The 13,848-nt window shown below is 59.5% G+C and carries 13 protein-coding genes; 3 read left to right on the top strand and 10 right to left on the bottom strand.

What is annotated here, in order from left to right; genetic code table 11:
- Positions 1 to 60: 60 nt before the first annotated feature.
- Positions 61 to 882 carry an HD domain-containing protein gene (locus AC1AYD_RS05005; protein WP_476502301.1) on the bottom strand — a complete coding sequence of 274 codons (822 nt, stop codon included), beginning with the start codon at positions 880 to 882 and terminating at the stop codon, positions 61 to 63.
- A 277-nt stretch (positions 883 to 1,159) separates the two neighbouring features.
- On the opposite strand from AC1AYD_RS05005, the gene AC1AYD_RS05000 reads away from it, so the two are divergent.
- On the top strand, positions 1,160 to 1,471 hold the full coding sequence (locus AC1AYD_RS05000; RefSeq protein ID WP_243394279.1) for a helix-turn-helix domain-containing protein: 312 nt from the start codon (positions 1,160 to 1,162) through the stop codon (positions 1,469 to 1,471).
- A 20-nt stretch (positions 1,472 to 1,491) separates the two neighbouring features.
- Here AC1AYD_RS05000 and AC1AYD_RS04995 read toward each other — a convergent pair whose 3' ends face one another.
- The 8 genes from AC1AYD_RS04995 to AC1AYD_RS04960 form a co-directional block, all read right to left on the bottom strand.
- Positions 1,492 to 2,364 (bottom strand): class II glutamine amidotransferase, encoded by an 873-nt coding sequence (locus AC1AYD_RS04995; protein ID WP_101621691.1) that lies wholly within the window; start codon positions 2,362 to 2,364, stop codon positions 1,492 to 1,494.
- A 114-nt stretch (positions 2,365 to 2,478) separates the two neighbouring features.
- Positions 2,479 to 4,839 carry a KUP/HAK/KT family potassium transporter gene (locus tag AC1AYD_RS04990; protein ID WP_476502300.1) on the bottom strand — a complete coding sequence of 787 codons (2,361 nt, stop codon included), beginning with the start codon at positions 4,837 to 4,839 and terminating at the stop codon, positions 2,479 to 2,481.
- 245 nt (positions 4,840 to 5,084) lie between these two features.
- The gene (locus tag AC1AYD_RS04985; RefSeq protein ID WP_476544775.1) at positions 5,085 to 6,044 is read right to left on the bottom strand and encodes a TatD family hydrolase; all 960 of its coding nucleotides are present in this window, start codon (positions 6,042 to 6,044) and stop codon (positions 5,085 to 5,087) included.
- Positions 6,045 to 6,110: 66 nt separating this feature from the next.
- Positions 6,111 to 6,746, bottom strand: coding sequence for an ABC transporter ATP-binding protein (locus tag AC1AYD_RS04980; protein ID WP_476544774.1), 636 nt, complete (start codon positions 6,744 to 6,746; stop codon positions 6,111 to 6,113).
- Positions 6,747 to 6,808: 62 nt separating this feature from the next.
- Positions 6,809 to 7,459 carry a hypothetical protein gene (locus AC1AYD_RS04975; RefSeq protein WP_476544773.1) on the bottom strand — a complete coding sequence of 217 codons (651 nt, stop codon included), beginning with the start codon at positions 7,457 to 7,459 and terminating at the stop codon, positions 6,809 to 6,811.
- Between the two features lies 1 nt (position 7,460).
- Positions 7,461 to 8,141, bottom strand: a complete 681-nt coding sequence (locus AC1AYD_RS04970; RefSeq protein ID WP_476544772.1) for a beta-carotene 15,15'-monooxygenase — start codon at positions 8,139 to 8,141, stop codon at positions 7,461 to 7,463.
- A 31-nt stretch (positions 8,142 to 8,172) separates the two neighbouring features.
- Positions 8,173 to 9,033 (bottom strand): ABC transporter permease, encoded by an 861-nt coding sequence (locus AC1AYD_RS04965; RefSeq protein WP_476544771.1) that lies wholly within the window; start codon positions 9,031 to 9,033, stop codon positions 8,173 to 8,175.
- 92 nt (positions 9,034 to 9,125) lie between these two features.
- Positions 9,126 to 9,539, bottom strand: coding sequence for a hypothetical protein (locus AC1AYD_RS04960; protein ID WP_476544770.1), 414 nt, complete (start codon positions 9,537 to 9,539; stop codon positions 9,126 to 9,128).
- 84 nt (positions 9,540 to 9,623) lie between these two features.
- Between AC1AYD_RS04960 and AC1AYD_RS04955 the strand changes: the two genes are divergently transcribed.
- Complete coding sequence (locus AC1AYD_RS04955; RefSeq protein WP_476544769.1) at positions 9,624 to 10,352, top strand: response regulator transcription factor; 729 nt, start codon at positions 9,624 to 9,626, stop codon at positions 10,350 to 10,352.
- A gap of 466 nt (positions 10,353 to 10,818) precedes the next feature.
- Positions 10,819 to 11,583 carry a histidine kinase gene (locus AC1AYD_RS04950; protein WP_476544768.1) on the top strand — a complete coding sequence of 255 codons (765 nt, stop codon included), beginning with the start codon at positions 10,819 to 10,821 and terminating at the stop codon, positions 11,581 to 11,583.
- 653 nt (positions 11,584 to 12,236) lie between these two features.
- Here the strand turns inward: AC1AYD_RS04950 and AC1AYD_RS04945 are convergent.
- On the bottom strand, positions 12,237 to 13,805 hold the full coding sequence (locus tag AC1AYD_RS04945; RefSeq protein WP_476544767.1) for an MFS transporter: 1,569 nt from the start codon (positions 13,803 to 13,805) through the stop codon (positions 12,237 to 12,239).
- Between the last annotated feature and the right edge of the window lie 43 nt (positions 13,806 to 13,848).

Below are 13,848 nucleotides of genomic sequence, written 5' to 3'. Positions count from 1 at the left end.
TCCGGCGTTTGCTCCACGGCGATGTCCCATCAGAGGGGGCCACATGTGTAGGCACAGCCCTCACACGATGACCATGCCGTATTCCTTGGCGAGGGGGCGCACGTCGACGACGCCGTACTGGTCGAGGAGTTCCAGCCAGCGGCGCTTGTTCTCCTCGCCGAAGCGGGCCGCGCGCTTCGTGTAGCTTTCCGCGGTGACGAACTTGGCGGGCAGCGACTTGCTGTTGTATTTGTCCGCCACCATCACGGTCTCCTGTTCGAGGTTGACCGGCACGTAGTCGGCCGGCGGCAGCGGCAGCTCCTGACGGATCACGTCGTCGCGCGTCAATCCCACACCGGTGTGGTTGCGCGCGAACTGCGCGATCTCCTCGTCCACGCCGTTCTCCAGCAGGTACTCATAGCCGAGCAGGCCGTGCTTGATGTACTTCTTGCCGGCGAATTTCAGCGGTTCGCCGTCGGTGCCGTCATGCTTGAGGACTTTGTACGTGCCGATGTCGTGCAGCAGTCCGCCGATCGTGACCAGATGCTCGTCGATGAGCCGCGGCGGCACATGCCCGCCGGTCACCCCGTCGGACGGCGGCACGGCGAGGAGATCGCGCGCGGCGGGTTCCCCGGACGCTCCGGCCCCGGCTCCGGCGGCGCCGCCCTCTCCCGCCTCGATGCCGGCGAGCACCGCCTCCGCACCCGCCGCGGACGGCGCGGCCAGTTCCGCCGCATCCTTCGGCAGCGTGCAGCGGCGCGCGAACAGCATGTTCTGGCGATGCGCGAGCATGCGGGCGATGCGCGCGACGATCACGCAATGCGTGTGGATCAGGTTGTACGCCTCTTCGGAAGGCGCGATCTTGTGGTGAAGCTCTTCGATCTGCTCAAGCGTAGGAACCATACCGCCATTGTATGGCGGCCTCGGAACGCGCCTTTCCGTAGGCGGTTTCCGCATTCCATTGGAAACCATACGTCGGAAACAGTCAGAAAATGACAACACCCTCAGTTGCAAAACCGCGGAATAAAGCCGATTCTAAATCGGAGCGCCCAATCACTCCCCCAAGCCACTTCCCAACGGAATCTCCAAACAACCAACACAACAGAAACGCATACTCGATATACGTTAAAAGGTATATCTATTCAGTGCATCTCGATGCCATCAACCAGGAGGAAGCACGATGAAACGCACATCATTTGACGACTACATGGCCAAGCGCGGACTCACCGAGCAGGACCTGCAGCCATACAAGGATCAGTTGCAGGAGCGCATCCGCGTCTACGAGCTCAAGGAGGCACGTAAAGCCTGCGCACTGACGCAGCAGCAACTCGCCGACCACATGGGCGTCAGCCAGAAACGGGTCTGCGAACTGGAACGCGGCGACATCGACCACACACAGGTCTCCACACTGAAGCGCTACGTCGAGGGACTCGGCGGCATCCTGCACGTCAGCGCCACCCTCCCCGGCCGCGAACCGATCGTCATCGTATGAGATGAAGCCTTCCCCCGCGATCAGTCGATGGAGCGCATCGACCATTCGCCGGTGCGGTTGGAGGCGACGATCATCTGGTCGTTTTCGAGCTCCTCCCAGCCGTCGGCCTCGGTCTGGTCGAATCCGGAGGAGGCGACGACGATGCCCGCGGGCGCGCCCTCCTCGTCGGTGAGCGCGCGGTAGCGCATCACACGGTAGTCCTGCGCCTTCTCGCCCTGGCCGTACTGGTCGTAGATCTCGACGATGCGCGACGACGTGCGTTCGCGGCCGGCCGCGTTCAACGCGATGAACTGGTCCTGCGACTGGATCATGCAGTTGTAGCTGGAACGCGGGTACGCCTGGCGCAGCTCGCGCACGGCCTGCGCCACGGCCTCGTCGAGGTCGTAGCCGAAGCCGATGTATTCGAGGATCACGGCGAAGAAGATCGCGGAGTCGGAACGGCCGCCGGTGGACAGGAACACGCTGTGGTTCACCGGGTACTGGCGGTTCGTCACGATGTTGCGGCCGTGCGAATCGGAGATGTCGCCGTTGTGGATGAAGCTCAGTCCGTTCGCGAAGAACGGCTGCTGGTTCTCGAGGATGAGCGGCAGGTTCGAGGAGGCGAGGCGCAGATGCCACAGGCCACCTCGCGCCGGTTCGGAGGCGAGTTCGGGGAAGACCGGGTCGAGGCGCGCGGCCACGGTGGTCTTGTACAACTTGGTGCCGGTCTCGGGCGAAGGCGCGCCGCCGTCGAGTGTGCCGGGTCGTTCGATCGGCTCGTAGAGCATCGCGCAACCCCAGCCGTCGTTGTGGATCTCGCTCATCTCACGATAGGCATCCACACCCTCCGTGCCTAGGATTGCGTTGAGACTCAGGTTGAACCCTGCCGTCGCGTAACCCAGTAATCTGCACATAGTTGGCTACCATAACCCGCACACGATTCGACGCGCGGCCGGTGCTATAAGCGTTGCTTATAGGTTTCACCCGCGCGTCTCGTCCGCGCGTCTCGTCCGCGCCGCATCGCGGCCTCACCGCACCGGCGGCAGATCCCCGGTGACCGGCTCGTTCCCGGCGGCGCGTTCGATCCGCTTCAGCCGCGGCGGCCTGCGCGTGGACACGAACAGCGGCTGCACTTCGACGAGCGGGTTGTACGGCGCGAGTCCGAACCATTTGACCGGCGATCCGGCGACGTGGCGGATCGCGTACTTGGTCTGCAGCGACAGCGCCCCGCGCGCGGAGACCTTCGACTCCGGCATCAGCGCCTTGTGAATCAGCACGTAGCGGATCGTGCCGATGTTCGGATCGGCGTCGACCTTCGGGTACAGCGACTTCTGCTGCGGCAGTTCGCCGGTCTTCGACAGGTCGTGCATGATCTGGTGCAGGTACGCCGGAATCGACTGCGACACCTTGAATCCGAGCCGGATGCGCACGCGGAACAGGAAGTCGGTGCCGAAGTTCTGCACCTCGTATTCGCGCGTGAACGGCTGGTCGGTGGTCTCCACGCTCACCGCCCACCATGCGCGGGCGCGCTTCGGATGGTCGGCGAAGATGGAGAAGAAGATGTCGGTGTCGAGTCGTTTCGTCTCGGTATCGGACGTCAGGTAGACGATGTTGTCGGCGAAGTACGGGATGCGGAAGTCGCCGTGCAGCTTCTCCAACGTGGGCAGGAAGTCCTTCGGGCGCATGTGGCGGCGCTGCGCGCGTTCCAGCTTCGTGCCCTCGTTCCACGTGTACATGACGAACAGGATCGCGATGGTGAGCAGCATCGTGAACCAGCCGCCGTGCAGGAACTTCGCCATCGACGCGATGAAGAACAGGATCTGGATGGCGAGGAACAGCACGAGGAACACGATCGCGCCGACCCGCCGCTTCGCGTACCACAGGTACACGGCGAGCAGGATCGTCGTCGTGATCATCGTGATGGTGAGCGCGAGTCCGTACGCGGCGGAGATGTGTTCGGAATCCTTGAACATCGCGAGCACGAGCAGCGTCGCGACGCACAGCACCGCGTTGACGACCGGGATGTACAGCTGCCCGCGCGTACGCGCCGGGTAGCGCACCTGAAGATGCGGCATCCAGTTGAGTCGCGTCGCCTCGGAGACCATCGTGAACGCGCCGGTGATGAGCGCCTGCGACGCGATCACGCCGGCGGTGACGGACAGCACGACCGCCACGTAGCGCACGTTCGGCGTCATCATCTGGAAGAACGGGTTCAACGATTTCATCGTCGTGTAGTGCGGGTCACGGCTGTGCGCGAGGATCCACGCGCCCTGGCCGAAGTAGCAGCACACGAGCGCGACCTTGATGAACGGCCACGTGAAGTAGATGTTGCCGCGGCCCACATGGCCCATGTCGGAGTAGAGCGCCTCGGCGCCGGTGGTCGCGAGGAACACGGTGCCCATGAGCGCGATGCCGGCGTCGTTGTGCGGGCTGAACAGGAACCGCACGCCGTACACCGGGTTGAGCGCGGCGAACACCGTCCAGTCCTGCGCGAGGTTCACGAGGCCGACCACGGCGAGGAAGCTGAACCAGACGAGCACGATCGAGCCGAACACGCGGCCGATGCTTTCCGTGCCGCGCGACTGCACCATGAACAGCACGACGATGATGACCACGGTAATCATCAGCGTGAGGCTCGGATTGTCGTCGAACAGTTCCTCGAGCGGCGGCAGCGTCTGCAGGCCCTCGACGGCGGAGCTGATCGACACGGCCGGCGTGAGCACCGAGTCGGCGAGGAACGCGGCACCGCCGACCATCGCGGGGATGGCGAGCCACGCGCCGCGGCGGCGAATCAGCGAGTACAGCGCGAAGATGCCGCCTTCGCCGTTGTTGTCGATCTTCATCGCGATGAGCACGTATTTGACGGTGGTGATCAGCGTGATCGACCAGAACACCAGCGACAGCATGCCAAGCACGGCCTCACGGTCGACGCTGCCGATGCCGCCCTGCCCGGAGAGGAACGTCTGCGCGGTGTAGAGCGGCGAGGTGCCGATGTCGCCGTAGACGACGCCGAGCGCGACGATCATCATGCCCCAGCTGACCTTGTTCGGCCCGGACTGCAGGCGCGCCCACCAGCGGCCGAAGCGTCCCTTCGCGGCGGTGGTGGCGAGCTTGGCGGCCTCCTTGTTCTCGGCCTCGGCCTGCTTGGCGAGGACCTCGCGCTCCTCCTTGGTGAGGGTGCGGCGTGAGACCTTCGGGGCGTTGGTGAAGGTGTCGGCCCTCAGCAGCGCCTCCTTCTCCGCCTTGGCCTTCTCCTGGCGCTCCTGCCATTCCCGGCGTTCCCGCCGTTTCCCGTCCAGGGCCGATCTGCCGGATTTCGTATTCGTTTCGGTCGCGGTGCCGCCTACCACCTTGCGGGCGCGTTTGGTCTGCTGATTGCGGTCAGCCATACGCTCAATCCTCCATGCGGAGCAGCCTCACACTGCCTGCCGTTCTCGATGCTCTTTCGTCTCTTGCGTCACACTCGCTTTTCTTCGGACACACATCGTAGTCCGCCACCGCAATCACCACAAATTCACCAGCGGCACCAATCATCGCCGCGAAATCAGCGGAAATCCACCATTCCTCCCCCACTTCGCCTGATATTCACCGTGCCGTCACCGCACCGTGCGCCACCGCCACACTCGCACGCGACTCACACGCCGTACACCGCGCGCGTGGTGGCGCGGGTGCCGCGCGCCACCGCCGCGAGCGGCATGTCGAGCGTATCGGCCATCGCGCGCAACGTGTACGGAATCATGTACGGCGCGTTCGTGCGCCCGCGGTACGGCATCGGCGTGAGGTACGGCGCGTCGGTCTCCACCATCGCGTGGTCGAGTCCGACGATGCGCAACGATTCGCGGATTCCCTCGTTGCCCTTGTAGCTCACCGTGCCGGAGAAGCTCAGGTACCAGCCGTTCTCGCGCGCGATCGCGGCCATCTCGGCGTCGCCGGAATACGAGTGGAAGACGGTGCGTTCGGGCGCGCCGTCGGCGAGCAGCGTCTCGATCACTTCGCGATGCGAGTCGCGGTCGTGGATCTGCATCGGCAGGTTCAGCTCCTTGGCGAGCGCGATGTGCGCGCGGAACGCCTCGCGTTGCAGTTCCAGCGCCCCCTCGCCGGTGCGGAACAGGTCCATGCCGGTCTCGCCGATCGCGACGACCTGGTCCGGGTATGCGCGTGCGAGGCGTTCGACCTCGGCCATGGCCTCGTCGAACGGCACGTCGTGGTACGGCTTGTACGTGACGGCCAGTCCGTCCGGCCCGGCCACCGCGCGGTGGCCGTGGCGCACGGCCTCGTTCGGGTGGATGGCGATGGCCGCGTGCACGACGCCCGGGTGCGCGACGGCCATGTCGATCGCGCGTTGGAGGTTCGGCAGCTCGCAGCCGCAGTCGATGATTCCGGTCACGCCGACCGCCGCCGCCTGCGCGAGCAGTTCGTCGACGTCGTAGACGGGCACTTCCGGCTGCCCTTTCGCGACGGCCTCGTAGCTCATCGCGCGTGCGAACGGCACGACGGATGCGACGTGCGTGTGGTTGTCGATGACGTGGGCGTCCTCCGGCAGCGATTCCGGCGCGGGCGCCCAGCTGCGGTCGCGATGATGATGCTTGCTCATGGTTGCCCAGTGTAGTTGCGGAGGCGGCGAGCGACCTTCAGGAGAATGAACCCATTGATTGACAGGTCATTCCTCCCTGCGCAGCGTTCCATTGTCCATCGTGTACAGCGTATCCGCTATCTGGCCAAGTTCATCGCTGTGATGGCTCGCGATGATGACTGTATTCCCCAAGTCCTTCTGATGACGCATCTCCTGCAGGAACACCGTCACCGACGCCTCGTCCAGCCCATTGGTCGGCTCGTCGAGAAGGATCAGGCGTTGATGCTCCATCAGCGCCTGTACGACGCCGAGCTTCTGCCTCATTCCCAAAGAATAGGAGCTGACTTTCTCGTTACGATGTACTTCTAGTCCGAATTCCGTCAGAAGACGCCGCGTCTCCTCCTCGTCATAGCAGCGGTTGATGTCGGCCAGATACCGCAGATTCTGCTCTCCGCTCTCGGACAGCACGAAACCGGGGCTTTCGATGATTACGCCCACTGGTTCAGGAAGTCGGCGGTTGAATTCCACCGTTCTGCCCTCAATCGTCACAGAGCCGGAATCGGGCCTAATGAACCCACAGATGGCACGCAGTAGCATGGTCTTGCCGGAGCCGTTCGGCCCCACAATACCGTAGACATGTCCATAATCGAATTCCGCGTTGACGTTGCGCAGGATGGGCTTATGTTTAATGGTCTTGGAGTAGTCGGTGATAGTCACATGCATGATGTCCTCCTTTGATGAATTGATTCTCTTCGGTTTCGACTCCGCCCGATGCTCGTGGCTATTCATTGAATCTGCACATGATCGAATACCATCCAATCCGTAAGGGCCAGAATCGCGACGACGACCAACGTCACGATGCACGGAAACGACGACTCTCCCAACCATTGGCGAATCGGCGGAATGGCGATGACGACAAGATATACGAAACCCGCCATGCCATACCCCACCCCATGCGCGTTCATCAAGTATGCGAGATTGACGATAAGAACGAGCGCCATAAGAATCAGCGCTGAGCAGAGCGATGTACGCACCAGCATGTCTTGGTCGACATCCGGCAGCAGCCATGCCGTGACCATTGACTGCGGGACGCTAAAGACCGCGCACTCCGCAGTCACGACACCGAGATACCGGAGGAACTGGGCGACGCCACGAGGCTTGCGGATATACACAAGGTAATCAGGGGTACAAAGATACCGCGAGTCACAACCCAGCGGAAGTGCCAGCCCGAACGCCATATAGGCGATTGGATACAGACTTGCGACTAAATCGAACGTCTCACCGGGCGACACCGGTCTGACCATGCCGATGAAGACATCCGAGTGCGGAACCGTCCAGAAAAATCGGTACATGACAATTATGTAGATGGCGATGAGCAGCAGGCGCATCGGCGAGTCCCCCGCAAAGGACTGAGTAGCGGCCTTCAGTGCGTGCATGTCACTCCCCCAAACGATCGGTGCGGTCAAATGCCATGACGTTGCCCAACCCCATGAATACACAGTAGCCGACAAACGGCATGATCTGGTTGACCGCAACCACGGACCATGAGGGAGCAATCGGATACCAGAAGTAGTACACATATCGTGTCACATCACCGATGAGCGGAGCGAACAGCCATGCGGCCATCATGAAGAAACCAAGCATCGCCGGCACCACTTGGCCGAACGATAGGCCGCAATTCACCAACAGCAGCACCAACAGCGATACCGAAGCAACCATCATCACGGTCTGCACGAGCACCATCCCCAATACGGACGTCAACAGACCATCAACTGCCGAGCGGCGGAGCACCAAGAATTCCAATGTCCCGAACAACACCACGGACCAGATTCCGCTGCCGACCGACACGATCACGAGCCAGATGAAATTGTCGCGCAGCTCCCGCGTCGGGTCTTTCCGGCAACGTTCGAACACGCCGTAACGCACGCCGCCAATCAGCTGCAATAGAAGAGCCAGCGGCAAAACGCCTCGTGCTGCGCAATCCACCATGAACCCACGATAGTCGGCCACGGCGCCCTGCTCCGCTGTCGCAGGCCCGCGATAGGCGTTGACAAGCAGCATAGACGCACAGAACAATAAGGATGCCACCGCGACCGCAATCAACACGGCTTTCATCATCGGAGACGATCGTCTAATCTCCAACAGCGCCCTAGCGAACATCACGCGACAACTCCACGAACGATAGGAAAGTAACGATAGCGGAAAGCCCGATGACATTGATGGCGATGCCGGTCCAACTGCGCAATGCCGCATCTGGCAGCGAATTGCCCACCGCAATGTACAGGAAAACGTTATGGCTCCATTGGTCCGGCACCGCGTAGAACGTGAGCGTCGGCATCATCCACCACACCACGCTCAACACAAAAGGCACCAGCAACTCCACATACCGATGGCGGGTGAAGAACGAAGCGCCGACTGCGACAGCAGAGAACAGGCCAGCGACGACGAACACCAGCAATATGATGAAGAGAATCAGCAGCACCTGATTGATTCGGTACATCGGATAGGCCCAGGACGTGGCATCGATGAGTACATATCTCGGCAGCACCTGACCAGTGGTATGGTCAACCGCATCGCCATCGATGAAACTCAAATGCGGAATGGCGATGGCGGCGGCAATCAAATTAACGATGAGCGGCAAAGAACCGCCAATGCCACCGAGTAGGAAACCGGACAGCACTGAGGTCCGCAACACCGTGCCACGCCCCTCCCGCGCAAGGACTTCATACAGCCGCCCACTGAACCGTTCTTTGGCGAGTACACCGCCTCCCAATAATGCGGCAAGGAACGGCAACATAAACAAATACAGGCCTGAACCGTTACCATCTGCATTGAACAGCATGACCTCACGCAGAAAGGTCGGCTTGCTTCCCCACCGCCAATACGCCGCATGGTGCACCGTCCAATACTGCATCCCAATCAAAGCCACGGACAGCGCCACCAACGCCAGCATTCGCAGGCTTCGCAGATTGGAAACCAATTGCTTTCCCAACAACGCCCCGTTCACCACGACACCCCCTCATGTCATCAGTACGCAAAAACGTGCCGCTCCGGCACCCGCCGGAGCGGCACACCATAATTCGCCAGCGCTACGCACGGGCATCAGACTGAGTCCGGGCTCCAAACACCGGAAGCACTGCCTGATACGTTAGCCGTATTCTGTATACGCATATGAACTTGGGTGCGGTTGAACCATTCATATGCATAATTCGTGACATACGCCCAGTGCCCTGGAGTCAGACGTACAGTCTCGGAATTGATATCCTTATTCCAATACTGCAACATCCAAGCGCGAATCTGGCGCCCGCCATCTGCGCTATGAAGCGCAATATATCCTGAGGAAGCGTCCTCCTTCCAGCGGTTTTGCGTATCCTGCGCATTCCAACCGACGAGATACATGCTCCATGCAGTGTCCCCATGGTTGTTAGCCAATGCCGGTGTCGCAAAACACAGCGATGCCGCAAGCACTGCGAATACAGCGCTTAAACGTTTACCGATAATCTTCAGACTGCTCATTATAACCTCCTTGTTGCTGTTTCGAATTGCTCTGGAATATCTTGGCTATAACAATATGATGACGTAGAGTGCAAAGCCAGCACTATGCAGAAAACTGCATACGGTGAGCATGAAGCAATAGCATGGGCTATCATAAAGGCCATGAATGAAGGCGGAACGGATGAGCGGCACCCCACACGCATCGGTGTATTGGACAATGACCCCTGTGCCTTGGATTGCATCGTGCGCATGCTTCGGGTATGCACACAACGTTGCAATAATCGAGTAAATATATGGTCTACGACATTTCCCACAGAGGCAATCCAAATCTGTTGCGACAGCACGAAACCTACTGAAATCCTGTTGCTTGATATGGCGCTGAGAGGCGTCACCGGTCCGCGAATCGCCCATGAAATCCTGCGCAAAGCACCTCACACCCATATCATCGGCATGACGTCATATGATGTGGAAACCTATCGTGAAAATGCCGAGGCCAACGGCGTGCCTGTCCTGCTGGACAAAGCCAGCCTGCCGAAAACATTACAACCGACGATCTCACGGATCCTGCAATCCACGTATGCCGTCCCGCCTGAAGATACGAGTGGGCCTTCCAGTATTCCCGAATCCGACACCCCCACTCGAAGACCTCTTAGCGCAAGGGAAATACAAGTCGTCGCTTTGAGCCTGCAATCGTTGAACAATAAGCAGATTGGGAAACGCATGGAAATCAACGTCGATACTGTTTCTTCGTATCGCCGGAACATACGGCAAAAACTGAATGCCCGTACGTGGTACGAAGCTCTGAGCATCTGCCAATCGCTTCATATCGTATGAACATATGCCCTATCCTCCATCATTAATATGAAAAAACTATTGAAAATAATCAGTCAAAGCAAAGCCATGAATTGGCTTCGGAGAAAATTTCTACACCCATATATTTCCGCCTTATCTTGCTTTTTTTGCTTTCTTTATATAGTGGAAATAATACCGTTCATCAATACAGAACTTCTCAGCATAAAACCCGACATTCAATTTCTCACACACATCGCATTACAAGTAGCGGCCTTCATAACTTTGATACTGAAACCAGAAATCGGAGTTTATACAATCACAGGAATAACTGCAGTAGAAATTGCAATTTTCTATCTGCATTTCCACGCCCGTCCCACGGATTCTAACTATCTCCGCACTATCTTCAATTACTTTTGCAAGTTATTTCAATGAAATAGAGGGAATTGCTTTAGGTGCCATATTGGTCCTTTCGTCTACTATAAATGGACTTCTATCGACAGATCAAGACATGGGAAATGGAGGATTTCTCTCTTACTCAGCTTTTGTTATTGTATGCATATGCATAGGCATGCAAATTCGGCAGCAATACCGCACAAAACTTCTTCAGCAAACGAACCAGCATTTAGCAGACAATCAAATGATTGCGAATAATTTACATGATGACACAGCAAATAATTTGTCAGATATCATCCTATTGCTATCTCAGATGCAAGAAGCAAATATTGACAATACGACAAGGAAGCAAATTGACTTGACGAAGAAACTTGCTTCCGAAGCTTTGTCGTGCACACGTCAATCCATAAGAACGCTACAATTTGACAATTCAGAAACACCAAAACGGCCCCATAGACCAATACACTCTCAAGACATACAGCAAGTTGTCGACCAAGGGAAAGCAATATTAAACAACCTTGGCATGACTGGCAGCATCATTATTATTGGCGAGCCCCAAAAACAAACAACGCCACACAGTCTCACAGTCGCAAGCAACATTTTAAAGGAATTATTCAATAATATAGCCAAGCACGGCGATCATTCATCTCCGTACACTTTGATGGTCTCCTACACCACAAGATTCATTGTGATTGAAACAACGAATTCCATCCACGGTTTTCAACAAGTCAGTTCCGCCACCCCTACGCAGAGCACGCAGATGGGATTGACCCACTACCGCAAGCTCATTGAGAAATGCGGCGGAATCTGGGAAAAACAGAGAACGGCCTCATACTGGTCACTCCATATTGAGATACCCAACGACACGGCGATACTCTAATCGTTCCGCACTGAATGCTATAGCGTATCAACGCCGATATCCGCAGAGCCACCACAGCCATGACGGACATGGAAAGACACGAGTGTTCATCTGTGGCGATACACCCCCATTCGGCACATCCCCCGCCCACGCCGTCGCAGGCGACATACCCAGCACCAGCAATGCGACAATCATCACCGTGGTCATTTTCTTCGTCACACGTTCGACCATTCGCCCATTTCTCATTTGTCGCATGCTAGGCCTCCATTCACAATAATCCTTCTATGATTCCACATGTTCTCCGGGATGAACGCAACCCTCATACAGAAAACTGCATAGGCAAACTCCCATGACATGCATCAGCAACAAAGGCAGGCCACATCACTTCGGTCGATGGCCGATTTCGACATGGGGTTTCAACCGCATTGCATTGGGATATCTAGCGGCGTTGATGGAACCTGCCGGAGCTCTATCGGGCGGTTCTGTCCACGACCCTCACGGCCCCTTTCACAAGCCCACAATCCCCTCCCGAATCGTCACGGCTCACTCCTTGACCATCATCGTTTTCCCGTAGCAAACAATGGAGCGAACCGTGACGTCCCGGGAAGGAGCCGTGACGATCCCGGTGTCAACCGTGACGGTCACCGTGACAATCCAGGAGGGAGCCTCCGCCCCTACTTCCAGCAGTCCTCGTAGTCGACGCCGGTCAGGCGTTCGACCACCTCGCGCGTGGCGGGCGCGACGTCGGCCTTCGCGCCGCCGTTGCGCAGTCGCGTCACTTCGCGCAGGACCACGCCGTCGGTGCGCTTGTCGATGACGAGTCGCGTGGAGACGATCCAGCCGGCGATCATCGCGAACGAGAACCACCCGAGCAGCAACGCGCCCACACCGACGCGCGCGGCCGGCGTCTGCACGGCCCGCGTCGCGTCGAACCCGACCGCGCCGAGAATCACGCCGACGCAGATCGTCGCGAGACCGGAACCCACTTGACGGAACGACGCCTGGATGCCGGAGAACGTGGCGGAACGGTACCGGCGCGTGACGATCTGATCGATGTCCGCGATATACGGGAACACCGCCCACGGCAGATACCCGCACAGGGATTTGAACGCGAAGAACCACAGCGAGGCCGCGACGGCGAGCGCGGTCCACGCCGCGCCCGGCAGGTGGCCGGCGCACAGCCACAACGCAAGGAACCACACCACGCCGAGCAGGCAACCGGCGTAGTTGAGCGCGTACATGCGGCGCGGGCCGAGGCGGGTCATGCCGAAACCGAACAGCGGCATGAGCGGCAGGGAGACGGCCGCGCAGCCGAGCAGCAGCGAGGCGAACGCGGCCGTGCGGTTCCAGTCGTAGACGACGAAGAACACGAATGTCTGGCCGAACACGTCCATCGTCACCTGCACGAGCAGGTAGATGGCGAGATGCTTGCGGAATTCGCGGATACGCAACGTGGTCGCGTATTCGGCGAGCACCTTGCCGGCGCGGCGCATCCACCGACGTACGCCGACGTGCCCGTCGCGCCGTTCGCCGCGCGCGTACGCGCCGAAGCCGGCGCGCTCGGGCGTCATCTCCCACGTGCTGCGCCAGCATGCGAACACGGCGAGCGCGAACAGGATGGTCGTCGTGATCGTGAACGCCATGTAGCCGGTCGGCGCGGTCTCGCCGAACACGGCGAGCGTCGCGGCGCCGGCGAGCGGGATCGCCGTGCCCGCGCCGGTGGAGATGAACAGGCGCACGGTGGACAGTTTGGTGCGCCCGTTGAAGTCGGCGGTCATCTCGCCGGGAAGCGGGTTGTAGGCGGTCTGGAACAGTTGCGCGAGCACGACCCAGAACACGTAGGCGGCCACGTAGGCGGCGAACGGGAGTCCGGGGATCCACAGCAGGACGCCGACGAGGATGAGCGGTCCGATGATCATGAGGAGGAACCGGCGGCGGCCGTATTTGAGGCCGATCGGGTAGCGGTAGAGATTGTCGTCGAGGACGCCGAACGCGAGCGCGGCGATGGCGCTGACGAGTGCGCTCACGCCGATCACGGCCTGCGCGGCGGCGATGTTCATGCCGCAGAAGCGCGTCCAGAACAGGGCGAGATACGTGGCGATGATGGTGAGCTGGCCACCGCCGTAGAAGTCGCCGACGCCGAAGCCGACGGCCTCGCGTATCGTGATCTTGCGCACGAGGTCACGTGCGCCTTTCTGGTTCTTGTTGCTCGATTCGCTCGCTCCACTCGCTGCTCTCGCCATATTATCCAGCCTAGTTCGTGCGGCGTCCGCCGTGATGGGGTCG

It is taken from the genome of Bifidobacterium sp. LH_426, assembly GCF_056356875.1.
The sequence above is the reverse complement of the archived record's forward strand: the minus strand, read 5'-3'. Positions and strand labels throughout refer to the sequence as shown.

Bases quoted from the DNA above. Each gene is read 5' to 3' on its own strand.
- AC1AYD_RS05005 (WP_476502301.1), bottom strand. From the start codon at position 882: ATGGTTCCTACGCTTGAGCAGATCGAAGAGCTTCACCACAAGATCGCG.
- AC1AYD_RS05000 (WP_243394279.1), top strand. From the start codon at position 1,160: ATGAAACGCACATCATTTGACGACTACATGGCCAAGCGCGGACTCACC.
- AC1AYD_RS04995 (WP_101621691.1), bottom strand. From the start codon at position 2,364: ATGTGCAGATTACTGGGTTACGCGACGGCAGGGTTCAACCTGAGTCTC.
- AC1AYD_RS04990 (WP_476502300.1), bottom strand. From the start codon at position 4,839: ATGGCTGACCGCAATCAGCAGACCAAACGCGCCCGCAAGGTGGTAGGC.
- AC1AYD_RS04985 (WP_476544775.1), bottom strand. From the start codon at position 6,044: ATGAGCAAGCATCATCATCGCGACCGCAGCTGGGCGCCCGCGCCGGAA.
- AC1AYD_RS04980 (WP_476544774.1), bottom strand. From the start codon at position 6,746: ATGCATGTGACTATCACCGACTACTCCAAGACCATTAAACATAAGCCC.
- AC1AYD_RS04975 (WP_476544773.1), bottom strand. From the start codon at position 7,459: ATGCACGCACTGAAGGCCGCTACTCAGTCCTTTGCGGGGGACTCGCCG.
- AC1AYD_RS04970 (WP_476544772.1), bottom strand. From the start codon at position 8,141: ATGATGAAAGCCGTGTTGATTGCGGTCGCGGTGGCATCCTTATTGTTC.
- AC1AYD_RS04960 (WP_476544770.1), bottom strand. From the start codon at position 9,539: ATGAGCAGTCTGAAGATTATCGGTAAACGTTTAAGCGCTGTATTCGCA.
- AC1AYD_RS04955 (WP_476544769.1), top strand. From the start codon at position 9,624: ATGCAGAAAACTGCATACGGTGAGCATGAAGCAATAGCATGGGCTATC.
- AC1AYD_RS04950 (WP_476544768.1), top strand. From the start codon at position 10,819: ATGGGAAATGGAGGATTTCTCTCTTACTCAGCTTTTGTTATTGTATGC.
- AC1AYD_RS04945 (WP_476544767.1), bottom strand. From the start codon at position 13,805: ATGGCGAGAGCAGCGAGTGGAGCGAGCGAATCGAGCAACAAGAACCAG.